The sequence below is a fragment of the Halobacillus shinanisalinarum genome (genome assembly GCF_022919835.1).
In the GTDB taxonomy this organism is placed as follows: Bacteria; Bacillota; Bacilli; order Bacillales; family Halobacillaceae; genus Halobacillus_A; species Halobacillus_A shinanisalinarum.
In genome coordinates, this window is the sequence record NZ_CP095074.1 from 1872334 (window position 1) to 1895779 (window position 23446).

16 protein-coding genes, 3 rRNA genes and 2 pseudogenes are annotated in these 23446 nt (G+C 39.3%); 5 read left to right on the forward strand and 16 right to left on the reverse strand.

Annotated features, from left to right (window positions below; genetic code table 11):
* Nucleotides 1-453: 453 nt before the first annotated feature.
* Nucleotides 454-579 (reverse strand): hypothetical protein, encoded by a 126-nt coding sequence (locus tag MUO14_RS24290; RefSeq protein ID WP_255822186.1) that lies wholly within the window; start codon nucleotides 577-579, stop codon nucleotides 454-456.
* Between the two features lie 252 nt (nucleotides 580-831).
* Nucleotides 832-1775: pseudogene (locus MUO14_RS09355) on the reverse strand (NAD-dependent epimerase/dehydratase family protein).
* A gap of 160 nt (nucleotides 1776-1935) precedes the next feature.
* Here MUO14_RS09355 and MUO14_RS09360 point away from each other — a divergent pair.
* Nucleotides 1936-2215: pseudogene (locus tag MUO14_RS09360) on the forward strand (transposase); the annotation flags it as partial.
* Nucleotides 2216-2282: 67 nt separating this feature from the next.
* Here MUO14_RS09360 and MUO14_RS09365 read toward each other — a convergent pair.
* The 7 genes from MUO14_RS09365 to MUO14_RS09395 all read right to left on the reverse strand — a co-directional run bounded on the left by MUO14_RS09365 (nucleotide 2283) and on the right by MUO14_RS09395 (nucleotide 9388).
* Nucleotides 2283-2975, reverse strand: coding sequence for an amino acid ABC transporter permease (locus MUO14_RS09365; protein WP_244754964.1), 693 nt, complete (start codon nucleotides 2973-2975; stop codon nucleotides 2283-2285).
* Nucleotides 2976-3683: an amino acid ABC transporter permease gene (locus tag MUO14_RS09370; protein ID WP_244754965.1), complete on the reverse strand. Its 708-nt coding sequence runs from the start codon at nucleotides 3681-3683 to the stop codon at nucleotides 2976-2978.
* 103 nt (nucleotides 3684-3786) lie between these two features.
* On the reverse strand, nucleotides 3787-4617 hold the full coding sequence (locus tag MUO14_RS09375) for a transporter substrate-binding domain-containing protein (protein WP_244754966.1): 831 nt from the start codon (nucleotides 4615-4617) through the stop codon (nucleotides 3787-3789).
* 24 nt (nucleotides 4618-4641) lie between these two features.
* Entirely contained in the window at nucleotides 4642-5406 is a 765-nt protein-coding gene (locus MUO14_RS09380; RefSeq protein WP_244754967.1) for an amino acid ABC transporter ATP-binding protein, read from the reverse strand.
* Nucleotides 5407-5540: 134 nt separating this feature from the next.
* On the reverse strand, nucleotides 5541-6596 hold the full coding sequence (locus MUO14_RS09385) for an NAD/NADP-dependent octopine/nopaline dehydrogenase family protein (protein WP_244754968.1): 1056 nt from the start codon (nucleotides 6594-6596) through the stop codon (nucleotides 5541-5543).
* A 33-nt stretch (nucleotides 6597-6629) separates the two neighbouring features.
* Nucleotides 6630-7337, reverse strand: a complete 708-nt coding sequence (locus MUO14_RS09390; protein WP_244754969.1) for a GntR family transcriptional regulator — start codon at nucleotides 7335-7337, stop codon at nucleotides 6630-6632.
* A gap of 851 nt (nucleotides 7338-8188) precedes the next feature.
* Nucleotides 8189-9388: an IS110 family RNA-guided transposase gene (locus MUO14_RS09395; protein ID WP_244754970.1), complete on the reverse strand. Its 1200-nt coding sequence runs from the start codon at nucleotides 9386-9388 to the stop codon at nucleotides 8189-8191.
* A 332-nt stretch (nucleotides 9389-9720) separates the two neighbouring features.
* Between MUO14_RS09395 and MUO14_RS09400 the strand changes: the two genes are divergently transcribed.
* The 4 genes from MUO14_RS09400 to MUO14_RS09415 all read left to right on the forward strand — a co-directional run bounded on the left by MUO14_RS09400 (nucleotide 9721) and on the right by MUO14_RS09415 (nucleotide 12910).
* On the forward strand, nucleotides 9721-10383 hold the full coding sequence (locus tag MUO14_RS09400) for an HAD family hydrolase (RefSeq protein WP_244754971.1): 663 nt from the start codon (nucleotides 9721-9723) through the stop codon (nucleotides 10381-10383).
* Between the two features lie 680 nt (nucleotides 10384-11063).
* Nucleotides 11064-11429 (forward strand): hypothetical protein, encoded by a 366-nt coding sequence (locus MUO14_RS09405; protein ID WP_244754972.1) that lies wholly within the window; start codon nucleotides 11064-11066, stop codon nucleotides 11427-11429.
* 269 nt (nucleotides 11430-11698) lie between these two features.
* Nucleotides 11699-12241 carry a CBO0543 family protein gene (locus tag MUO14_RS09410; protein WP_244754973.1) on the forward strand — a complete coding sequence of 181 codons (543 nt, stop codon included), beginning with the start codon at nucleotides 11699-11701 and terminating at the stop codon, nucleotides 12239-12241.
* Between the two features lie 558 nt (nucleotides 12242-12799).
* Entirely contained in the window at nucleotides 12800-12910 is a 111-nt protein-coding gene (locus MUO14_RS09415) for a YqzL family protein (protein WP_244754974.1), read from the forward strand.
* Between the two features lie 200 nt (nucleotides 12911-13110).
* Here the strand turns inward: MUO14_RS09415 and rrf are convergent.
* The 7 genes from rrf to MUO14_RS09450 form a co-directional block, all read right to left on the reverse strand.
* A 5S ribosomal RNA gene (rrf, locus tag MUO14_RS09420) occupies nucleotides 13111-13224 on the reverse strand.
* A 69-nt stretch (nucleotides 13225-13293) separates the two neighbouring features.
* Nucleotides 13294-16214 (reverse strand): 23S ribosomal RNA (locus tag MUO14_RS09425).
* A 230-nt stretch (nucleotides 16215-16444) separates the two neighbouring features.
* A 16S ribosomal RNA gene (locus MUO14_RS09430) occupies nucleotides 16445-18013 on the reverse strand.
* Together the 16S, 23S and 5S rRNA genes form the textbook arrangement of a ribosomal RNA operon.
* 1375 nt (nucleotides 18014-19388) lie before the next feature.
* The gene (locus tag MUO14_RS09435) at nucleotides 19389-21056 is read right to left on the reverse strand and encodes an amidohydrolase (protein WP_244754975.1); all 1668 of its coding nucleotides are present in this window, start codon (nucleotides 21054-21056) and stop codon (nucleotides 19389-19391) included.
* 73 nt (nucleotides 21057-21129) lie between these two features.
* A complete protein-coding gene (locus MUO14_RS09440) occupies nucleotides 21130-22602 on the reverse strand; it encodes a sodium:solute symporter family protein (protein ID WP_244754976.1) in 1473 nt (490 codons plus the stop codon).
* A 500-nt stretch (nucleotides 22603-23102) separates the two neighbouring features.
* Complete coding sequence (locus MUO14_RS09445; protein WP_304654222.1) at nucleotides 23103-23294, reverse strand: DUF3870 domain-containing protein; 192 nt, start codon at nucleotides 23292-23294, stop codon at nucleotides 23103-23105.
* The gene (locus MUO14_RS09450; protein ID WP_244754977.1) at nucleotides 23288-23407 is read right to left on the reverse strand and encodes a DUF3870 domain-containing protein; all 120 of its coding nucleotides are present in this window, start codon (nucleotides 23405-23407) and stop codon (nucleotides 23288-23290) included. Before MUO14_RS09450 ends, MUO14_RS09445 begins: the two co-directional genes overlap by 7 nt.
* Between the last annotated feature and the right edge of the window lie 39 nt (nucleotides 23408-23446).

The following is a 23446-nucleotide window of genomic DNA, read 5'->3' on the forward strand; positions in this document are numbered from 1 at the left end:
CTTACTCCATAATACGATAGGGCGCAATTACGAAGTAATAAAAGTCTAATTCCTCATCATTTTAAAGGAGAAATTAGGCTTTATTGTATTTAGTTACTCTTTTAAATTTTAAATCCACCTGATGCTACCACATGCTACCACTTAGAGTAAACAATTTACGATGAGAGAATTTGTTAAGCCAATCCATCATTTTGCTCCTGGTGACAGCTTCGTTGGCACTATCCAGAGTTTAACCCCTTACGACAAATAATCCTGAAATAATACGCCATTTATTGCTAAAATTCACATGAATTCTATACTTTGGACGCTCGTTATCAAAAACGAACGTTATTGATAAGGGTGTGGACTTATGCTCAAAAGGGGTATCTTCCTGAAACGGGCCAGATTCATATAAAAAGTCGATCTCCTTGTAAATTGAGAAATCGACTTTCTTGCTTCGTCCGAAGATAGGTTTCACATGTTCGGTGGTTTCTTGATATAGCTTGACAAATTCTTCTGTACGCTGACTAATGCCATTGCCAGTTCCACTTTTTTAGGAATTGGCAATGGCCTAGGATGTCTAAGAATATTTGGATACATTTTTTTCTCCTCTACACAATTTTTGAAATTTTGTTATTCTTTTAGTAAATTTTGGCTGAGGGAGCTGACCGTCTATTTTTTTATAATTCTTCATATGATATTCCACTTGAAATTTTAGCTGTCCACTCGTCTTCTTTCTTTTTAACTTCTAACGCCTTTTGCAATACTGTATGAAGAATGACCAGTATAGCCTTTAGGCAATGTTACCTAGAGGTTTATTTTTAAAACAGTAATATAGAAAATTCTGCATCGTTAAGTCTTTAGTAGACTTTTCTTATTGTTTATCGCTTCTAACATAACTATCAGTCATCTTCTCAAGAGTATAACGCGGAGCAAATCCCCATTGACGTTTTGCTTCAGAGCAGTCGATTGCATTTGGCCAGCTATCGGCAATACCTTGACGCACAGGATCAACATTATAATATAGTGAAAAATCTGGAAGATGTTTTCTAATCTCAATTGCAACCATCTCTGGATTCACACTCATTGTACTAATATTGAATGCATTACGATCTTCAAGTTTTTTACCATCTGCTTCCATCAACTGGATTATCGCATCAATGGCATCTTCCATATACATCATATCTAAGCATGCATCTTTGTCGAGAAAAGATGTGTACTTTCCAGATTTCATAGCTTCAAAGTATATTTCAACTGCATAATCTGTCGTACCTCCACCGGGTTCTTTTACATGAGATATTAAGCCAGGGAAACGTATACCTCTTGTATCAACTCCGAACTTTGTATAATAGTAATCACAAAGTAGTTCTCCTGATACTTTATTTACACCATACATAGTGTTTGGTCTTTGAATAGTGACCTGTGGCGTATTTTCCTTTGGTGTAGTTGGTCCAAAAGCGCCTATTGAACTTGGGGTGAAAAACTTTAGATTATAAAGCCTCGCAACTTCGAGTGCATTTACAAGTCCACCCATGTTAATATCCCACTCAACCTGAGGATTTTCCTCACATGTAGCACTTAGTATTGATGCCATATGTAGTATTGTATCTGGCTTAAATTCTTCTACGATTTCTTTCATACTTTCAAAGTCTCTAACCTCTAGTATTCTTAAATGTTTACTTATTAAATCATCATTGTTCGACTCCATAATATCTTTCGCCATACTTCTCCATCAGCTTGAACGTTAGCTCAGTACCTATCTGTCCTAGTGCTCCTGTAATTATAATTCTTTTCATATTTTCCTCCTTAATGTATGTATTTTAGTCAATTATTTACATCTAAACTTTGAGACTGTTATGAAGTGTTCATAATTAAGTATCTCTAATTTCTATCTATATAAGTTGAACTTAATTTTTATATTTATCACTTTCGGGTAAACACCAAGTAAAGTATGCTTTTCTACGTTTCCTCTCGAAAATTTGACTCTTACCCAACGTTTAAAATCGTCATGATCTTAGACAATGCGCAGATTCATCATGCCAAATTGATTCAGCCATTCCTGGAAGAAAATCGAGACCGAATTGAGCTGGTATTCTTACCTCCTTACAGTCCACAATTGAACTTGATGGAAGGCGTCTGGAAATGGCTGAAAGAAATGGTCATTAACAATGTCTTTTTTAGCAGTGTCCAGAAAATTATCCTCGCTGTTCGTGCGTTTCTTAAAGACGTCAAGTAGCGAAGAAAAGAAGCGATTATTCGCTTATGTGTTCGACTATAAAATATTTGTTCAACTTATATAGCAGCTAAGTTCTTCTTGCTAAAGATGATTCATATTTGTTAGTCAGTGTAACTACAATATATGCAATTCCCCAATACATTAAAGCAGCTACAATAAACGCTTCAACATAATATGAGTTTGAAGCTGCAATAAGTCTAGCTTCAGCAAATATGTCAACTACAGTAATCATAAACCCTAATGAAATTGCCTTCATTACAACTAAAAATGCATTCCCAAACTCCGGTAATGCCTCCACAAGTGCCTGAGGAGTTATAATTCTAAGAAATGCCTGGAAAGGCGTATATCCTAATGATCGTGCAGCTTCTATTTGTCCATAACTTACCGAGAGAAATGAAGCTCTTATTGTTTCTGCTTGAAATGATGATACTGTTAGTGATACAGCAACTATGAGTATAACAACAGGTGACATATTATGAGGATTATAATCTAAGTTTAGTAAATTTGTAAAAAAGCTAACAATCCCAGGTAGGGAATAATACATTATAAAGATAAACACAATTAATGGTGTACCTCTCATAAATAACTTAAACAACATAACAATTTGCTTAATTACAGGCACATTATATTCCTGAATTAATGCCATTACAGTACCCACTAAAATAGATAAGATAAATATAGTGACAGCTAGTGCAACAGTTTGTGGAACTACATTTAATATTCCAAAAAAGTTCTCAACTAATATCTCAAAATTAAGCATTTACATCCCCCTTGCATTAAGTCCCGAATCCAACTTATATTTTCTTGTTTTCTTTTCAAATAGACGAACCATACCATCTGAAAGAAATGTAAAAATAATATAAATTATCGCAACGGTAATAAATACTGTTACCTGGTTCATTCCAAACGATGCTGCTGCAATTAACTCTGCGCGTCCCATAATATCAGCGACACCTAGAGCAAAAACAAGCGAAGTATCATGTATTAAGTGGATCAAGGCGTTCCCCCATCCAGGCAAAGCAACAGGTACAACTTGAGGAAGTATAATTCTAAAGAATTTTTTAGTTGGAGTATAACCAAAGCTATCTGCAGCTTCGTGTTGCCCCTTATCGACTGCTTTATATGCTGCTCTTAAAACTTCAGTAAGATAACCACCATGATATAATGTCAAAGCCAAAATAGCAGCAACAGTAGCACTTAGATTACTAGCATCAATACCAAAGTTTGCTAAAATTGGTGGTAATGCATAATAAACTAAAAACAATTGAATAATGATTGGTACACTTCTTGTAAATGATGAAATTACTACAGTAAATTGCTTAAGTACAGGTATATCTTTAACGTTAATCATGGTAAGTAATGATCCAAGTAATAACCCTAATACAGCGGATACCACTAAAATAATTAAAGAAACATGAGCTACTTCTAACAATAAAGATATTATTTCTAGTGTATTTGGTGCATCCATACCGATGATTCTCCCCTTCATAAATAAATTTAATGCCCCATTATAAGTAAATTCATTCTCTTTTCTTATAATGGGGCACAACCATCAGATTAATTAAAATCTTTTACTTAGTCACTTCATATTGGAATATATCTTCTCCATAGTATTCTTCAGAAATCTCAGATAGTGTTCCGTCTTCTCTTAATTCTTTCAATGCTTGGTTAACCTCTTCAACTAGTTGTTCATTTTCTTCTGATTTATGAATCAGCAAAATTGTTTCGCCTACATAAATAGGGTCGGTTCCTCTCACTTTTAAACCAAGTTCTTCAATAACCTCATTTTGTCCCAAGTTAGCAGGACCAACAAAAGCATCATATTTACCAGAGTCTATTTCTTTTAGACGCTGAGCGTATGGAATATCACCACTAGATTCCTCAAGATCAAGTTTATGTTCAGGATTTTCCTCTTGCCAATCCAATACTACTTGTAATGTTCCTCCTCCAGCTGTAAAAGGTGTGATATTCTTTCCAACTAGATCCTCAAGAGTTTCAATATCACTGTCTTCTCTAACATACATTTTTATCAGACTTCTTCCATTTGGTTCTTCCGGTACATAATATTGCTCTTTACGTTCAGGAGTCGGATAGAATCCACCCACATTAAGTTCATATTTCCCTGTTTTTAGACCAGTTTCTTGAGCACTATCAGCTACTGCCTGAATATTAAATTCATATCCTTCTAATTTTTCATCTATCGCTCTTAATACATCCGGCTCATAACCTAGGATTTCACCATCTGGTGTTTGCCAGCTTAAATTCTTGGAAGTTGGAGGTGTAGTAACTTGTATAGTTCGTACCTCCTCACTTGCTGTTTCATCTGTAACTGACTCCTCGTTACATGCTGCTAATACAAAAGTCATTCCTAAAGCTAATAAAGACATTGATAATTTTTTCATAAATAACACCCCTTGTTTATATTTTTATTGTGTAGCTTCCATCATTTCAGCAGCTTCTGCATAATAATTTTTCAAAAATTGTTTTGTTCTTTCATTTTGTGAGTTCTCAAAAATTTGTTCAGGTGATCCTTCTTCAACAATTTTTCCTTTTTCCATAAATACAATTTTATTTGATACCTTTCGTGCAAAACTCATTTCATGAGTTACTAGGAGAATTGTTACACCAGTTTTTGCAACACTTTCGATAACTTTTAACACTTCAGCTACCAACTCCGGATCGAGTGAAGATGTTGGTTCATCAAATAAAATTACTTCTGGTTCAACAGCTAAAGCTCTTGCAATACTTACCCTTTGCTGTTGTCCTCCTGATAATCTAGAAGGATATTCATTTTCTTTTTCTAACAAACCTACTTTTTCTAATAAATCAATACTTTTTTCATAAGCTTCTTTTTTTGACTTCTTCTGAACTGTAATTTGGGCATCCATCACATTTTCTACTACTGTTTTATTTTTAAACAGATTAAATTGTTGAAAAACCATTGCAGTGTTACGTCTTAGCTGAAGTATTTCTTTTTTATTAATATTTTTAAAGTCTGCACTTACATCTAACAGTTGCATTTGACCTTCGTCGGGTTCAACTAGATAATTAATACACTTTAATATAGTTGTCTTACCAGTACCACTTGGTCCTATAAAAGTGACAACGTCACCTTTGTTAACAGTTAAATCAACACCTTTTAAAACTTCTTTATCACCAAATGATACTTTCAAATTTTGAATATTTAACATTTAGAAATCCCACCCTTTTTGAAATCTCTTTCAAATAACTATTGACTATCCTTGAGAGAAATTATTAATCAATACTTTAAAACCACTGGATATCAATCTATAAATCTTTTCTTTATGATAACTTTTAGAATCATTTAAACTTTTTGAGTCAGCCCCCCATAACTGGATAGTTCTTCGAAAGTTATGTTCTCGAGGTTAACCCCCTCTTTTCTATAGTCCACTGTTGAAAGTAAAGATGTTATATCGATAAGTGAATCTGTGTAAGGTATCTCAATACCAGCTTTCTTAGCAATTTCTGAAATTGCCACTAAACCAAAAGGTATATCTTCGGTAAAGTATCTATGTTTAAAAGTAGTTGGACCTGCTCCCTCTGGGAATAAACCAGGTAACGCCTCATATAAAGTGGAATAACTAGTTCCATAAAAATCATTTAGAATAGTAAGAATATCTTTTGTTTCTACATGGAACAAATCAGCTATTTCCCTTCTTTCATCATCAACTTTTTCAATGTATCTAACTATTAAAGGGGATATACCATCTGGATAAAATAGAAATTCTTGCGAATCATCAATCCTGCTGGCATTAAATAATGAAATTGGTACATGAACCACAACGTTTGAATTATTTAATGAAGTTTCAAATACATTTTTGGAAGGAACTAGATGTGGGAATCTCTCTAAAAATTCTGATGATAATGATGGCTGTCCTTTTGAAGTAGCTAGTGTACTTACTAAGACGTTATTTTTAATTCTTCTTACACTTACTGCCCCTTCATCATCTGCATCACTAATGAAAGGCTGTGCGCTTGTTTCTGCAATAGTAATATTTTTAGTCTCAATATCTTCTCCAAGTATTTGTTTACATTCAACAGCCCCCCAATATCCTGGGATAAACACTATTGTCTGATCGTTCTTTAGTAACGGCTTTAATTCTCTAATAATTGGTTTATGGCCATCTGCAGTAGTTGAAATGATAATAATTTCAGCATCCTGAATGACTTCTTCCATTGATGTGTGTACTTCTAAATTTATGTATCCAGAATAAACACCTTTTATTTCTAACCCATTCCTAGATATTCGTTCTGCTCTTTCTGCATTTCTTGTATATAATTTGACCTTTTCTTCATTTAAAGCTAGATAGCTAGCTATCGCTTGACCTGTATTACCTCCGCCTATCACTGCATATGTCATAGAAACACCCCTAAGTTTATTTTTATTGTTTGATTATTTGCTCTTTCTGTCTGATTTGTTAACGCTTTCATAATTTTCAACAGCTTTAATCGCCACTTTCATTGCATTTATAATATGCTTTTCAATTTCTAATTCTGCGTTAACCTTATCTCCTTTAATCATGTAATTAAGTATGACCTCATGTTCATCAGATGAAGTTTTTATATCTACAAAGTGTTTATGAGCTAAATGTCTATATCTATTAATACGATCATTTAGTTGAAAAATAATGTTTACAACTGTTGTATTATCACTGATAGAGTAAATAGCACTGTGAAACTTACCACCCAAATTCTCTGTATCTGTATAATCCTCTAATCTAGCGTTTAATTTCACCATTTTTGTAAGATATGATAAATGCCCGATGTGTTCTTCTGTAAGATTATCGATTGCATCTCTGATTAGAATTCCTTCTAATTTACTACGCATTACAAATAATTCTTTACATTCTTTTATTGATATAGGAGAAACACAAAATGTTCCATTCGAATTACGAACAACTAGCCCCTCTACTTCAAGTCTTTGTAATGCCTCTCTAAGAGGTGTCCTGCTTATTGCCAATTCATTTCCTAATTCCTTATTCACAATAGGTTGTCCTGGTTCAAGAAAAGATTTTATAATTTTTTCTTTAATCTGCTTATAAACAATATCTTTGGCTGAAATCCTACTCAAATTATTTTCCATAGTTTTAAAAATAATCACCACCCCTTTGTATAAGTGAATAATTGTATACAAATATTATAGCATACATATTTCCGATTACAATAAATATTAATAATTTTCTGTAAATTAATTTAGTTAGATTTTTCAAACCACTCTATAGATGATTTTCAGAACTAAAAATCTTTCTAAATGCTATTTATTTTCAACAGAAGAGTACTTAATGAATTAAAAGGTCATCACCTTTCATAATTTGTATATTCGGTATATTTTTCTGGAAAATTCTTGACTATATTGAAGTAAGTTCCTGCAAGTAATCATTGCAGTCATGCGGAATCTCGTTTAAGAAGCACAGATTTTCATCACCGTATTGGGGAACCGCCAGCAAAACGCGGATAGCTTACGCTAAGGATAAAAATCCTTATCTTATAGGCTTTTCTATGTCTTGAGTTTTGTTCGTTCTATACAACATGCATTGTTTTACCTTTTATTTAGCTACACTCTTTTTCCGTATGTATTCAATCAATGGAAAAAGGATCTGTTCACCCAAACTCTCAAAAGATTCATCCATTCTCTGGTCGTTGTTGTATAGCCCCGGATAATTGCTCTTCAAAAATGATATCCATTCCTATTTCTTCGAGTTGTTTGTATTGTCTTGCCGGATTCTTGTTTGTTCCAATAGAGTAGACTCTAATGAAATAAAATAGACTGAATGGCAAAAACCAATCAGTCTATAAATAATTATCTTATTCCATTAATACCAGCTAATAGAAGGTCAACAGGTAGGGCTAAAAAAGATAAAAAAGTCATGTTACAATAAAGACGGACATACCAAATAAACTTCAAACAGGGTAACTTGAAGTTATTTCTATTAGAATATTTTTTTGGATCATCTAAATTTTGAAAGCCTCTTTACGTTTTAATAAAGCATAAATCCAATGAATGAGCTTATTTGCACAAGCAATGATGGCCACCTTATGGGGTTTCCCTTCTTCACGCTTTTTGTCATAAAATGCTTTTAGTTTTGGATTACGGTTGTTGGTTATCCCACATTGCGCTGCTGTATAAAGTACATGTCGGAGGCGGGAGGAGCCCCTTTTGGTAATTTTGTTGATCGTGGCCTTAAACTTGCCAGATTCGAAAATACTTGGATCAATTCCGGCATAAGCTACAAGTTTTTTTGGATGGCTAAACGGATCGATTTCCCCAATCTCGGCGATGATTGTGGCCGCAATCTTGCCACCAATACCTGGGATCGATCGAATAATCCTATATTCTTCAAATTCTTCTGCCAGGGCATCTATCTCTTTTTTAACTTGAGATAGGTGCTCTTGGTATTGTAGAAGCAATTGAATGGTGAGATTTAAACAAACTAAGTTACTACTATATACATTATGATTAAATGGATCTCGCTCAGCTGCATCTTTTAGTTTCTGAGCCTTTTCTAAAGCCCACTTCAAAGAACGTTTAGCCCCCTGCCTCAAAATGACTTCGGCCATTTGATCAACCGTTTCCTTCTTTACCCCTTCTGGTGTTTGATAGTAACGGAGGGTTGATAAGGAAGTCGGTGAATATAAGGCTGCGAATACCTTCTTATATTCAGGGAAGACTTGGTCCAGTATGGTTTGAAATTGGAGTTTAGCTTGGACATACATACCTGTTAAAGATTCATATTGCCTCGTTAAATGACGTAAATTCATCGTTCGTATGCTCTTCTTTTGAAAGGCTTCAAGATCTTCGTTTTGGTAGTACAACTCCCCTAAACGGAAAGCATCGATGGCATCGGTTTTCACTTTCCTCAAGCTACTTTTTCTAGATTCATAGGAAAGCACTGGATTAATTAAAAAATAGGTGATTTGATGTTCTTCTAAAAACTGAAGTACAGGCTCGTGATAGTGCCCCGTTGATTTAAATATCACGACTGGAGGTAGACCAGAAACATCCTCAACTTCTTGATAAAACCGATAAAAGTCACATAAACCTAATGCATTATGTTCGAATTTAAAGCTTTTCTTGTAAGGATTTTTCTTCTGTAAAAAGGCTTGAACTTGGCTTTCTCCTTTTGCGACATCCAGGCCAATGACTGGATCCATTGATTACCACATCTCCTTTTTTAGAATTAGTCGGCAGCCCCTAACCTATCTTGCAGTATCATAGCTTCGCTTGTTATACGGGATCTATGTCCCAACCAGCCTCAAACATGTTTCTACAAGTAGGGGGTGGACAATATTCCGATCGGGATCATGTCCCACGCGCCCTAACGTCCTACCCCGACTACCTAAAGAATAACCCATAAAAAATAGGCTAACCAGTTCATCCGGTTAACCTTATGATACGAAGCGTCCTTTAGCTGAAGAAAATGTAATGTGCCTTTTAGGAAAAGGTGATAGAATGAAAGGGATTTTAAAATTCACAGGGGGATAACATGACTTTAAGATATAAATGTTTAATACTTGACCACGATGACACAGCAGTAAAAAGCACACCTGATATACATTATCCATCCTTTGTTCAAGCTTTAAAAGAATTAAGGCCTAATGATAAATCCATTACATTTGAAGAATTCGTTGGATACTGTTTTAATCCAGGGTTTTCTTCTTTATGTAAGGACATTATTCAATTTACAGAAAAGGAACAACAACATCAGCAAGAAGTATGGAAAAAGTACACCGAATCAACGGTACCAGATTTTTATGAGATGTTTCCTGAAACCATTCAAGAATTTAAGAAACAAGGTGGTATCGTGACTGTTGTTTCCCATTCAGAAAGAAGTCGAATTGAAAGAGACTACTCAGTACATTTTGGGTTTTTACCAGACGCCATCTTCGGCTGGGAACTTGAGGAGCATCAGAGAAAGCCACATCCTTACCCGATCAAACAAATTTTAACCCGTTTTGATCTTCAAGAAACAGATGCCCTTGTGCTAGATGATCTTAAGCCAGGAATGGTGATGGCCAAAAGCTGCAACTTAAATTTTGCAGCTGCCGGATGGTCTCACAGTATCCCTGAAATAAAGCAATGGATGAAAGCAGAGTCTAATTATTACTTTGAAACAGTAAAGGATTTTAAGGATTTTATTTTCTTATAATTAATTTTGGGTAGGAAGTCTTGTGTAACTATCCTGCCCTAAAGCTGAATAAAACAGCAAAACGGACTGCACTTAGACAGTCCGTTATTCAACTCTTGCGCCCCGATTGAGGAAGATTATTCGTTTGTATTTTTACATGATAATCTAACTTGCCTAACGACACTTACCCCTTTTCCCATTCCATTAAAAATTCTACCTCGGAAGTCTGTTCATCAAATGAATCTTCTTTTATTACAAAGCCATTTTTTAAATAGAAATCAACAGCTTTGTTATTTTTCTTGTACACTTTTAATTGTATATTTTCCCTTTAGCTTTTTATAAAATTGAACAATCCCTTTCCGTATCCTTCACCTTGATACTTAACATCAATAAATAATGCAGCCAAATAATTATCTATCATTGACACGAAGCCGACAAAGTCTTCTTAATTACTTATAACATAGGTTTCAGACATTGGGATATACTTTTCTACCATCTCAGTTCGCTGTGATTTCTAACAATCCTTATCAATAAAGTCGTGTGCTATTAAAGAAAGGTTAGTTTTACCTTGTGCTTTATTCAATTAAATGTCCCGTTTACTACTTTTCTTAGTTTCTTCACCTACATATGACAAGTTCTCCCAGCATACTTTTATAAGGTGCGAAAGAGAGGTGAATCAAATAGTGAAAAGATTTATGTCTATGTTGGTCATAATTGCAGTTGTTTCTATTACTTTTATTGGCTTTGCTTCTCCAGCATCAGCCGATGCTAAAAGAACCTTCTGGTTCACCACTGGGGATGGACAATGGGATGGATATATGAAAGTTCCTAGTGGTGGTACTATTGGTGTAAACATTACTGATTGGGGATCTAATGATGCGTTAAAGGTTCGGCTATGTAGTGCGTCAACAGGAAATTGTACAGCATATAAACCAGTCTTTAACGAACCATATGGACACAGCACCCAATTTACTAATATGGCTTTTGGCCTATATTATGGAGATGTAGCAAAACTTTATGGTGTTAACAGGCAAGTTACGGGGCGGATAATCCTTTGGCGTTATTAAAATTAACTTTTGAATCTGTTAATAACACGTTTTGATTTATCAAAACGTGTTATTTTCATTTATCGCTCCCCTCGATGTTATGATTGAACGAATAGAACCTCGTACCATAAACAATTATGGAAAAACGCTTGTGCAACGAAAGGAAATTGTGCATAACACTGAAACAGTTGAGCAGTTATTGGGTTCTCGCCAGGGTAAGTCCAAGTTACCCGTAAAATCTACATATTTTCCATTGTTTCAGGAGATACTTACTGCCAAGGAGGGATAAAATGGTTAAGGAAATAGAAAGAATGACCAGTACATTACATCAAATGGAAATGGACTATTGGATTCATCATGCTTTATTCAGTTTTCACTGGTGGGTTATCTTAGTCTTAAATGCTGTCTTCCTCTTCTTATTTCTATCGTTTATAGATCGTCAGAGGATTTTACTAATCACACTTGCATTTATGATCAGTTATGTAATCACTAGTATTTTGGATGATATCGGAGAATACTTCCAATTATGGATTTATCCTTATCATTTCCTTCAGTTTCTTGCACCATTTACTTCAGTAGAATTTATTATTGTTCCCTCTATTATGGCGTTACTGTATCAAACATTTAGCAGGTGGAAATCTTTTCTGATCGCCGATTTTATTGCTTCGCTCGTTATTTCTTTTATTGTTCAGCCAATCTTTGTTTATCTTGACTTCTATAAATTAAATAATTGGACTTACACTTACTCATTCCTTGTTTTGTTTGGTATAGGGGTAGTTGTAAAGCTTATCATGGATTTTATTAAAATGAAGCAATTTAACCGAACAGCGTAAATACCTCATTCAGGAAATGAAATGACAATTTCTTCGTTACTCATTAAATATACACTATTAAAAGACATGCCCATCCCTCTATAAGGGACGAGTATGTCTTAACCCGTGGGTTCCACCGAATTTCCCATTACCCCTATAAAGTAATGGCTTTGGTCTGCTGTATCGTAGCTTTACGGTATGAACTACTTTTTTCCATCCACACAGCTCAAAGGTGGTAAGTTACTACGCAGCGTTAGGAATATTCCACCATCTCTTCCCTCTCTGATAACCGTTCATAATAACTCTTGTCCTCATTATCGTGTAATTCTTAAATTTTAATTAACTATATATCGTTTTCCATATTTAGTGAAATCCACATGAAGAATTCTCAAGAAGTTGCTCCTTAATAGATCCCTCCGCCTAACTTTATTCCGTTATCTCGAATTCAGGTCTTCAAGATAATCTGAAAGACATACATAGTGATCTTCTGTTTTTGCTACCCTTACATTTCGTATCATTTTTTTCTCATTTGAATAGCCTAAATATATAAACACTTCTTTACATGGGAAAGGTGCTGGAGTGCATAAAATATCGTGGGATTTATTTAGTCTGAAAGGAAACATTGAAACCTATTTGATAATAAAGGAAATGGAGATGCTAGTAGGACAACAGATAAGGCAACTAAATTAGAAATTAAAAAACAAAAGACTCCGGGATACTGTAAAAACTTAAATGTTGTACCACGAGGATATTACTTATTACTCGAAATATTCAATTATTTCTTCTTCCAACACACTGTCAAACTAAAACATTCATGAGCCTTCGTAACTCATGGATTGTTATGTTTAAAATAAAAAAAGCCTTGGAAAATCCAAGGCTTTTTGCAATTGACGTGGCCGCGTCCTACTCTCACGGGGCTCGACCCGACTACCATCGGCGCTGAAGAGCTTAACTACTGTGTTCGGCATGGGAACAGGTGTGACCTCTTCGCTCTCGCCACCACATCATACGTTTTATGAGGGAAACCCTCAAAACTGGATAAGACAGGCAAGACCAAACGATTCAATTTTGATATAGATAAGTCATCGATTGATTAGTATCCGTCAGCTTCACGTGTCACCACGCTTCGACCTCGGACCTATCGACCTCATCGTCTCTGAGGAATCTTACTTACTTGGCGTAAGGGGAAATCTCATCTCAAGGGGGCTTCATGCTTAGATGCTTTCAGCACTTATCCCGTCCACACGTAGCTACCCAGCGATGCTCCTGGCGGAACAACTGGTACACCAGCGGTGTGTCCATCCCGGTCCTCTCGTACTAAGGACAGCTCCTTTCAGATTTCCAACGCCCACGACGGATAGGGACCGAACTGTCTCACGACGTTCTGAACCCAGCTCGCGTACCGCTTTAATGGGCGAACAGCCCAACCCTTGGGACCGACTACAGCCCCAGGATGCGATGAGCCGACATCGAGGTGCCAAACCTCCCCGTCGATGTGGACTCTTGGGGGAGATAAGCCTGTTATCCCCGGGGTAGCTTTTATCCGTTGAGCGACGGCCCTTCCATACGGTACCGCCGGATCACTAAGCCCGACTTTCGTCCCTGCTCGACTTGTAGGTCTCGCAGTCAAGCTCCCTTGTGCCTTTACACTCTGCGAATGATTTCCAACCATTCTGAGGGAACCTTTGGGCGCCTCCGTTACTCTTTAGGAGGCGACCGCCCCAGTCAAACTGCCCACCTGACACTGTCTCCGAACCGGATCACGGTCCTGGGTTAGAATGTCCGTACAGCCAGGGTGGTATCCCACCAGCGCCTCCACCGAAGCTAGCGCTCCGGCTTCTCAGGCTCCCACCTATCCTGTACAAGCTGTACCAACATTCAATATCAGGCTACAGTAAAGCTCCACGGGGTCTTTCCGTCCTGTCGCGGGTAATGCGCATCTTCACGCATAGTATAATTTCACCGGGTCTCTCGTTGAGACAGTGCCCAAGTCGTTGCACCTTTCGTGCGGGTCGGAACTTACCCGACAAGGAATTTCGCTACCTTAGGACCGTTATAGTTACGGCCGCCGTTTACTGGGGCTTCGGTTCAACGCTTCGCGCCAAGCGCTAACGCATCCCCTTAACCTTCCAGCACCGGGCAGGTGTCAGCCCCTATACTTCGCCTTACGGCTTCGCAGAGACCTGTGTTTTTGGTAAACAGTCGCTTGGGCCTTTTCACTGCGGCTCCTCGGCAGAGGAGCACCCCTTCTCCCGAAGTTACGGGGTCATTTTGCCGAGTTCCTTAACGAGAGTTCTCCCGCTCACCTTAGGATTCTCTCCTCGCCTACCTGTGTTGGTTTGCGGTACGGGCGCCTCTTTCCTCACTAGAGGATTTTCTTGGCAGTGTGAAATCAGGAGCTTCGGTACTCTAGTTCCCTCCCCATCACAGCTTGACGTTGCCGAGCGGATTTGCCTGTCTCGACCGTCTCACTGCTTGGACGCACACATCCAGTGGTGCGCTCTCCTTATCCTCCTGCGTCCCCCCGTCGTTCAAACGGAAAGGAGGCGGTACAGGAATATCAACCTGTTGGCCATCGCCTACGCCTTTCGGCCTCGGCTTAGGTCCCGACTAACCCTGAGAGGACGAGCCTTCCTCAGGAAACCTTGGGCTTTCGGTGAAAGAGATTCTCACTCTTTTTTCGCTACTCATACCGGCATTCTCACTTCTAAGCGCTCCACCAGTCCTTACGGTCTGACTTCGCAGCCCTTAGAACGCTCTCCTACCACTGATCCCTAAGGATCAATCCGCAGCTTCGGTGGTGTGTTTAGCCCCGGTATATTTTCGGCGCAGCGTCACTCGACCAGTGAGCTATTACGCACTCTTTCAATGATGGCTGCTTCTAAGCCAACATCCTGGTTGTCTAAGCAACGCCACATCCTTTTCCACTTAACACACACTTGGGGACCTTAGCTGGCGGTCTGGGCTGTTTCCCTTTCGACCATGAACCTTATCACCCATGGTCTGACTCCCAGAACAAAGTCGTTGGCATTCGGAGTTTGACTGAATTCGGTAACCCGGTAGGGGCCCCTCGTCCAATCAGTGCTCTACCTCCAAGACTTTCTATTCTGAGGCTAGCCCTAAAGCTATTTCGGAGAGAACCAGCTATCTCCGTGTTCGATTGGCATTTCACCCCTACCCACACCTCATCCCCGCAATTTTCAACTTGCGTGGGTTCGGGCCTCCAGTCAGTGTTACCTGACCTTCACCCTGGACATGGGTAGATCACACGGTTTCGGGTCTACGACCGCCTACTGCTTCGCCCTATTCAGACTCGCTTTCGCTGCGGCTCCGCTGCTTTAGCTTAACCTTGCAGACGGTCGTAACTCGCCGGTTCATTCTACAAAAGGCACGCCGTCACCCATCAATGGGCTCCGACTACTTGTAGGCGCACGGTTTCAGGATCTCTTTCACTCCCCTTCCGGGGTGCTTTTCACCTTTCCCTCACGGTACTGGTTCACTATCGGTTACTAGGGAGTATTTAGCCTTGGGAGATGGTCCTCCCGGATTCCGACGGAATTCCTCGTGTTCCGCCGTACTCAGGATCCACTCCGGAGAAAAGAAGATGTCGACTACAGGGCTCTTACCTGCTCTGGCTGATCGTTCCAGATCGATTCATCTATCCTCTTTTTTTGTAACTCCAAAGGAGTGTCCTACAACCCCAGAAAGCAAGCTTTCTGGTTTGGGCTGTTTCCGTTTCGCTCGCCGCTACTTGGGAAATCGCGTTTGCTTTCTCTTCCTCCGGGTAATGAGATGTTTCAGTTCCCCGGGTCTGCCTTCCCTTACCTATGTATTCAGTAAAGGATCCTGCTCCATTACGAGCAGGGGGTTCCCCCATTCGGAAATCTTCGGTGCATAGCCTACTTACGGCTTCCCAAAGCATATCGGTGTTAGTCCCGTCCTTCATCGGCTCCTAGTACCAAGGCATCCACCGTGCGCCCTTATTCACTTAACTATCGTCGTGAAAAGACGTTAAAAAATTGATGTTTGATGTCTTGTCATCCCGTGTCGATCTCTATCTAAAGAGGATCGTCACGTTCTGATCATCTTATCCAGTTTTCAAGGTTCACATTGAAAGATCGTTTGATCTCTCAAAACTGAACAACCAACCAGGTACGTCTTCCGTATGCGGCAGCTTCCCGACATTCTCGAAAGAGAAAGAGGTCGCCTTGCATATGTCCTTAGAAAGGAGGTGATCCAGCCGCACCTTCCGATACGGCTACCTTGTTACGACTTCACCCCAATCATTGGCCCCACCTTCGGCGGCTGGCTCACATAATGTGTTACCTCACCGACTTCGGGTGTTGCCAACTCTCGTGGTGTGACGGGCGGTGTGTACAAGGCCCGGGAACGTATTCACCGCGGCATGCTGATCCGCGATTACTAGCGATTCCGGCTTCATGCAGGCGAGTTGCAGCCTGCAATCCGAACTGAGAATGGTTTTATGGGATTTGCTACACCTCGCGGCTTCGCTGCCCTTTGTACCATCCATTGTAGCACGTGTGTAGCCCAGGTCATAAGGGGCATGATGATTTGACGTCATCCCCGCCTTCCTCCGGTTTGTCACCGGCAGTCACCTTAGAGTGCCCAACTGAATGCTGGCAACTAAGATTAGGGGTTGCGCTCGTTGCGGGACTTAACCCAACATCTCACGACACGAGCTGACGACAACCATGCACCACCTGTCACTTGGTCCCCGAAGGGAAAACCCTATCTCTAGGGTGATCCAAGGATGTCAAGACCTGGTAAGGTTCTTCGCGTTGCTTCGAATTAAACCACATGCTCCACCGCTTGTGCGGGCCCCCGTCAATTCCTTTGAGTTTCAGCCTTGCGGCCGTACTCCCCAGGCGGAGTGCTTAATGCGTTAACTTCAGCACTAAGGGGTGGAAGCCCCCTAACACCTAGCACTCATCGTTTACGGCGTGGACTACCAGGGTATCTAATCCTGTTTGCTACCCACGCTTTCGCACCTCAGCGTCAGAAACAGACCAGAGAGTCGCCTTCGCCACTGGTGTTCCTCCACATATCTACGCATTTCACCGCTACACGTGGAATTCCACTCTCCTCTTCTGTCCTCAAGTTCCCCAGTTTCCAATGACCCTCCACGGTTGAGCCGTGGGCTTTCACATCAGACTTAAGGAACCGCCTGCGCGCGCTTTACGCCCAATAATTCCGGACAACGCTTGCCCCCTACGTATTACCGCGGCTGCTGGCACGTAGTTAGCCGGGGCTTCCTCGTTAGGTACCGTCAAGGTACCGCCCTGTTTGAACGGTACATGTTCTTCCCTAACAACAGAACTTTACGATCCGAAGACCTTCATCGTTCACGCGGCGTTGCTCCGTCAGACTTTCGTCCATTGCGGAAGATTCCCTACTGCTGCCTCCCGTAGGAGTCTGGGCCGTGTCTCAGTCCCAGTGTGGCCGATCACCCTCTCAGGTCGGCTACGCATCGTCGCCTTGGTGAGCCGTTACCTCACCAACTAGCTAATGCGCCGCGGGCCCATCTGTAAGTGATAGCTAGAAGCCATCTTTTACCTTCCTCTCATGCGAGATAAAGGATTACCCGGCATTAGCCCCGGTTTCCCGGAGTTATTCCGATCTTACAGGCAGGTTGCCCACGTGTTACTCACCCGTCCGCCGCTCATTCCACAGGCTTCACCCCCGAAGGGGATCCGCCTGCTTCCTGCGCTCGACTTGCATGTATTAGGCACGCCGCCAGCGTTCGTCCTGAGCCAGGATCAAACTCTCCATAAAAGTTAAAGTTTGACTTGCTCATTTGCACACCGAATGTGCTTGTTTGAATTCTCTCTATTTAATAGAAAGAATATATTGACGTACTGGTTGGTTCGTTCAGTTTTCAAAGATCAAAATGTGTTTACCGCTTAAAAAGAGCAACTTTATTATTATATAACATACAACATAAAAAGTCAATACATTTTTGATACCTTGAGGGATGACCTATCAGGTCTCTCTGAAAAGCGACAAGATATAATATACCACACAGGTAATAACATTGCAATAAATTTTTTATTAATATTATAGAAAAAATTAAAATGTAGTTAAATGTTAATACTATTTGTGACGAGTTTCTTCCTATATATATGAATAAATACAAAGTTAAACGTTTCTTTGTCACAATAACCAGTAAGGTCCGATCTCTACACTGGACAAAAAGAACAGTTTTTAACCCAGTAGGTCAACGAAAAAAAACGCCCCTTGGTTCAAGGGACGTTCTCCTCTAGAAAGTGAGCAGTAGTCACTCCTTTTTCAGTGTTACCAGATTACTAATTTTTATAGTGGATATTAGCGTTGCCGTTTCATTATTTGCATGCGAGGTTTTAAGGATATAATGATTTATATTCTCCTAACATTATTTTTAGTGCTAATTAAGGTGGTTTCAATGAATAATACCTAAAATAATAATTAATACATAGGGCTATCATTATTTTAGTATTGCAATATTAGGATCATCCTTCCATTTGCATATAGCAATTATCGACCAAGTCTCAAAATAGAAATGTTTTTGATAAAAATACTTCTGCGGGTCAATTTTTTTAACAGAAAATACAAGTTTGCCTCTGTTAGATATTTCTTAAGGTTTTCACCAAGGTGCATAAGATCCCCCGATATTTTAAATAAATGTAAGGTGTTGACCTATCCGATTTGTTTTAGTTAATAAGCCCTAACTTAATAAATAAATAATTTTAGAGGCCAAGCTTCAAACTTACGTCAGTATCAATAACGTTCGTTTTTGATAACGTATAGTATTTTTAAAGTTTATAAAATTATTTACTCACATATCAGCATCTACACAGTTTCAAAAGGCATATCAGAAACAAAATATGATTATATACATCATTTAACCTTTCTGATGACATAGAAGTGGCCGTTGCTGGTTTATTTTTGATAAGCTCAATGTAAATTAAGCTCCTGCTAAATGCAAGAGCTTAATTTGGGAAAGTTTTAAGTATGTTGTATGGGAAGAAATCTGATCAATAAGGAGCCGAAATCAAGGTTATTAAACCATTAGAACCGTTGTCAAACATTGAATGGATCAGCTCTTTGAACTCCCCTGACCCAATTTGGATAGAGACTCGGAAGAGTCCCTAGACTTACCATATATCAATTTTTATTTTATTAAGGAACTCCCCTTTTCCTCATAAACAATCTTCCCGTCTATAAAAGTCATTAAAACCGAGATATCCTTAATATACACTGAATCAACCTTTGTGGGGTCTTCTTCCAGTACAGCAAAATCAGCACATTTCCCAAGTTCAATACTGCCAGTGTTTTCCTCGTCAAAATTCAATTTTGCTCCGAAAATCGTCATTGATTTTAATGCGGTGGTCACATCACAGCACTGTTCAGGTCCAAGAACGTTTCCGTCACTCGTCAAACGATTAACGGCAGCCCACACCGAAAATAAAGGGGATATCGGAGTAACAGGACAGTCTGAATGCAACGTAAACAATAAATCACGGTCAACCGCATCAGCCAGTGGGCTGATCCTCCTTGCTCGTTCTGGTCCCAAAAACAGGCGTTCATGCCTGTCTCCCCAGTAATAAACATGGTTAATGAAAAATGAACCGGCCACATCGAGTTCTTTCATTTTATCCAAATCCCATGGCGTACCCGTTTGGACATGTTCAATCCGATGGCGGTGGTCTTTGCGCGGACTTTCAGTTAAAGCGTACTCATATGCATCCAATATTGATCCAATCGCTCGATCACCGTTTCCATGAATAGTTACGCGGTAACCTCTTTTATGCAAATCAAGAATCTCCTCTTGAAAAGGTTCCTGTTCAAAAATAAGATCGCCAAGGATTTCCGGGTTTTTATAGTACGGCTTCCTCAAAGCTCCAGTTAACCCCTGAATCGAACCATCTTGAAACATTTTTGCGCTGTCCAATCTAACAAATCCTTTTGAGCGATCCCGTATCTCTTGATCTAGAAGCTCAGCGGAATAATCACCGAAAACTTCACCTTCACGCAAAAGGTTATGCATCACCATCAATTGCGTTCGCATTGGGTTAACACCTTGTTTGGCCGCTTTAAGATGGGCGTCCAATTCTTTAATGCCTAAATGCATTCCTACGGCCGCATCCGAGTTTGTTGTGATCCCCTGAGCCAAATAGTCCTTCGATGCTTCCCCCAATGCAGTAACCATTTCTTTCACGGTTGGCATTGGCATTTGTGAAAATACTGGCTTCATGGCAGATGCCTCATATAGCATACCATTTAAACGTCCTTGAGAATCCCTTCCAAAAGAACCGCCTTTCGGATCAGCCACCCCTTCTTTTAGACCGGCGTACTTAAGCGCCAATGAATTCACAGCTGCCAAGTGCCCTGAAATATGTCTGATTACGACAGGATTGTTTGGAGATATCTTATCTAACTCATCGCGTGTCGGATGACGTTTTTCATCAAGAAGGGTGTCGTCATACCCATACCCCTCCACCCACTCTCCATTTGGTTTTTCTATTATTTTGTTACCTAATGACTTTAATATATCGCTTATGGATTGATTAGGAGGTGTACTGCAATTGACTTTTTTCCGTGATTGAGCATACATAAGAATATGATTGTGAGTGTCAATAAACCCAGGTATCAGAGTTGCTCCATTTAAATTAACCACTTCAGTGTCCGCTCCAGTTTCCACTTCATTTTTAGGCGGCTCTGCATCTGGCCAAACACCACTGATACGCCCATTTGTTACTGCCAAAGAGCAGGCACGAGTGTTATCCTCATCAAGCGTCAATACATTTGCATTTGTCAACAATAGATCTGCTTTAAACATGAAAATGCCTTCTTTCTTTATAATTTTAAACATTTGTAAGTAAATCTACTAAAAATGTCCATTGTCAGGATTGTTATGCATCTTTTACATTGGTATTGGTTTCACTTTCAGGAGAATTCAGAGCAGGATCCTTAATCCCTTTTAACCCATAAAAGTAGGCGATAACCTCTTCTTCCGGAGAATGCTTCGTAAATAAGCTGACTCCTACTAGCAACAATAAAGATACAACCAATCCAGGGATAACCTCATGCAGATCAAAAGGTCTTCCTGCAAGGATCCATATTAAAGTAAAAACCAGGGACCCTATGATACTGACTATTACCCCCTTTTTCGTAGCCCTTTTCCAAAACATCGCTGCCATGACGGGCATAACCATTGTTATTGCAGATAAAGACACTGCGTATGTGTAGATGACAATGATATCTTTAATAAATAATGCAACCCCTAAACCTAAAAATGCCATTGCAGCAACTGAGAAACGTGAAACATTAAGTACTTTCTTGTCGCTAGCGTTGGGGGCAATCCACCCATGATAAATATCTTTTGAAATATTAGCTGCACCGCTTAATAGAAAAGATGTTGCCCCTGTCAGCACGGCCGCAAAAACCGAGACCATAATGAAACCACCTATAGCAGGATGTAAAATTATCGTCAAAAATTCGGTGTAGATTAAATCAGGATCTGTGTCTAATGGCAAAACTTGGCGGGCTATTATTCCTACACCAAGTGAAAATACGGCAACCAAACCACACATTACATAGCCCGTGGAAACGGCTCTAACAGCTGTCCTTTCAGTCTTGGCGGCTGCCAACCGTTGCCATGTCGTTTGCCATACTAAATAGAACGGTCCAAAGATGATAAAGTAATTAACCATTTCCGTAATACTCATTGCTCCGTAAAAACTCAATAAATGGTCTGGTGTATTATTAATGACTACATCCACACCACCAACGTAATTAAGCCCCACTACGAATAAGACAATGATACCTAGGAGAATTAACACTGATTGGATTGCATCAGTCCATGCAACACTTGGCATCCCACCCATTAAAGTAAACGCTACGCAAACAACAAAACCCAATAACATAGCCAAGATAACCGATATGTCAATAATCCCGGTCAGGATTGAACCCATTGCAACGATCTGCATACCAAAGGTTGGCGTCATATATAGAATAGCAATGACTAAAGCTGGGATAATCCCGGTAGATTTACCAAAGCGGCGAACGAAAAAATCAGGAAGTGTGTACAGTTTCAATTTGCGTATCGTTGGTCCAAGGACTATGGCAAGAAGTATGGAAAATGTCACAAAAGGAATGGTTGCAACAATCCAAGATAAACCAACCTCAAATCCTTTACCTGATTTACCAATTACTGCAGCAGCCCCTAGCGCGGTTGCAATAATACTTCCACAAATCGGGAAAAAACCTAAGCTGAAATTAGCCATCATAAAATCATCGGCAGTTTTTATCTTACGAGAGTACACCATTCCGAGTATAGTAATGCCAACTAGAAAAGTGACCAACCAAACAATATACCAAATCATTACTTCACTCCCTGATCTTTAAATTTTTTGATATAGCAAGAGATCACACACCAACCACTACTCACTCAACGATTAACACAGAACCAATACACAACTGGTTAATTATAGTAGAATTAGACGCCAGCAAGCATTATACTCATAATTTTTACATTGATGCCATGCTAACCATTTAGAATTGATCGACTAAGCATTGGCCGGCAATCTCAACGTTATGATATTAGATCAACTCCACCCTCCCTTTTGTGATAGCGCTTACAAACGATCTTAGTTTTTACAATTCCCCATTATTATCATTATGATTTTTATTAAACCAAACAATTTGGGATAATTCAATATATTGCGAATATTTAGTTTATAGTAATGATTAATAATCTTTATAACAAAATGTAATGATTAATTCTAGTTAGTTACCTGGAAAGCTGTGATATCATTAATCACCCTTTTTAAATAACTTTATGTCGTTTGACCATCGTGACTTTTCTATTTTCAGCATACACCTCCTATATCGGGATAGTTCTCTTTCCTTGCAATATCTCAAATTCAATGATTGTATTCTTTGCTTTCTCAAAATAATTTTCTTCGATCGCTCTCACTGGTTTCTCAATTCCATCCACTAAACAATAACCACGAAGAGTCTGATGAATAAATTCGCGGCCATGTTTAGTAGCTAGTGTACAGGAGCATTCTAATATGCTACATACTTTCTGTCTAACTCAGCTGTCATCATTAATGTCTGAAACACATTTTTGGCTGCCATTCCTCCAGGAAAACGATCGTTTCCAGCAATGAAAATCACATTATTCATACCAAAAACTCCTCATCTTCTGACTCTTGGAACTTAAGT

Coding starts and splice junctions, on each gene's coding strand:
- MUO14_RS24290 (WP_255822186.1), bottom strand. CDS start 579: ATGTATCCAAATATTCTTAGACATCCTAGGCCATTGCCAATTCCTAAA.
- MUO14_RS09365 (WP_244754964.1), bottom strand. CDS start 2,975: ATGCTTAATTTTGAGATATTAGTTGAGAACTTTTTTGGAATATTAAAT.
- MUO14_RS09370 (WP_244754965.1), bottom strand. CDS start 3,683: ATGGATGCACCAAATACACTAGAAATAATATCTTTATTGTTAGAAGTA.
- MUO14_RS09375 (WP_244754966.1), bottom strand. CDS start 4,617: ATGAAAAAATTATCAATGTCTTTATTAGCTTTAGGAATGACTTTTGTA.
- MUO14_RS09380 (WP_244754967.1), bottom strand. CDS start 5,406: ATGTTAAATATTCAAAATTTGAAAGTATCATTTGGTGATAAAGAAGTT.
- MUO14_RS09385 (WP_244754968.1), bottom strand. CDS start 6,596: ATGACATATGCAGTGATAGGCGGAGGTAATACAGGTCAAGCGATAGCT.
- MUO14_RS09395 (WP_244754970.1), bottom strand. CDS start 9,388: ATGGATCCAGTCATTGGCCTGGATGTCGCAAAAGGAGAAAGCCAAGTT.
- MUO14_RS09400 (WP_244754971.1), top strand. CDS start 9,721: ATGACTTTAAGATATAAATGTTTAATACTTGACCACGATGACACAGCA.
- MUO14_RS09405 (WP_244754972.1), top strand. CDS start 11,064: ATGTTGGTCATAATTGCAGTTGTTTCTATTACTTTTATTGGCTTTGCT.
- MUO14_RS09410 (WP_244754973.1), top strand. CDS start 11,699: ATGGTTAAGGAAATAGAAAGAATGACCAGTACATTACATCAAATGGAA.
- MUO14_RS09435 (WP_244754975.1), bottom strand. CDS start 21,056: ATGTTTAAAGCAGATCTATTGTTGACAAATGCAAATGTATTGACGCTT.
- MUO14_RS09440 (WP_244754976.1), bottom strand. CDS start 22,602: ATGATTTGGTATATTGTTTGGTTGGTCACTTTTCTAGTTGGCATTACT.
- MUO14_RS09450 (WP_244754977.1), bottom strand. CDS start 23,407: ATGAATAATGTGATTTTCATTGCTGGAAACGATCGTTTTCCTGGAGGA.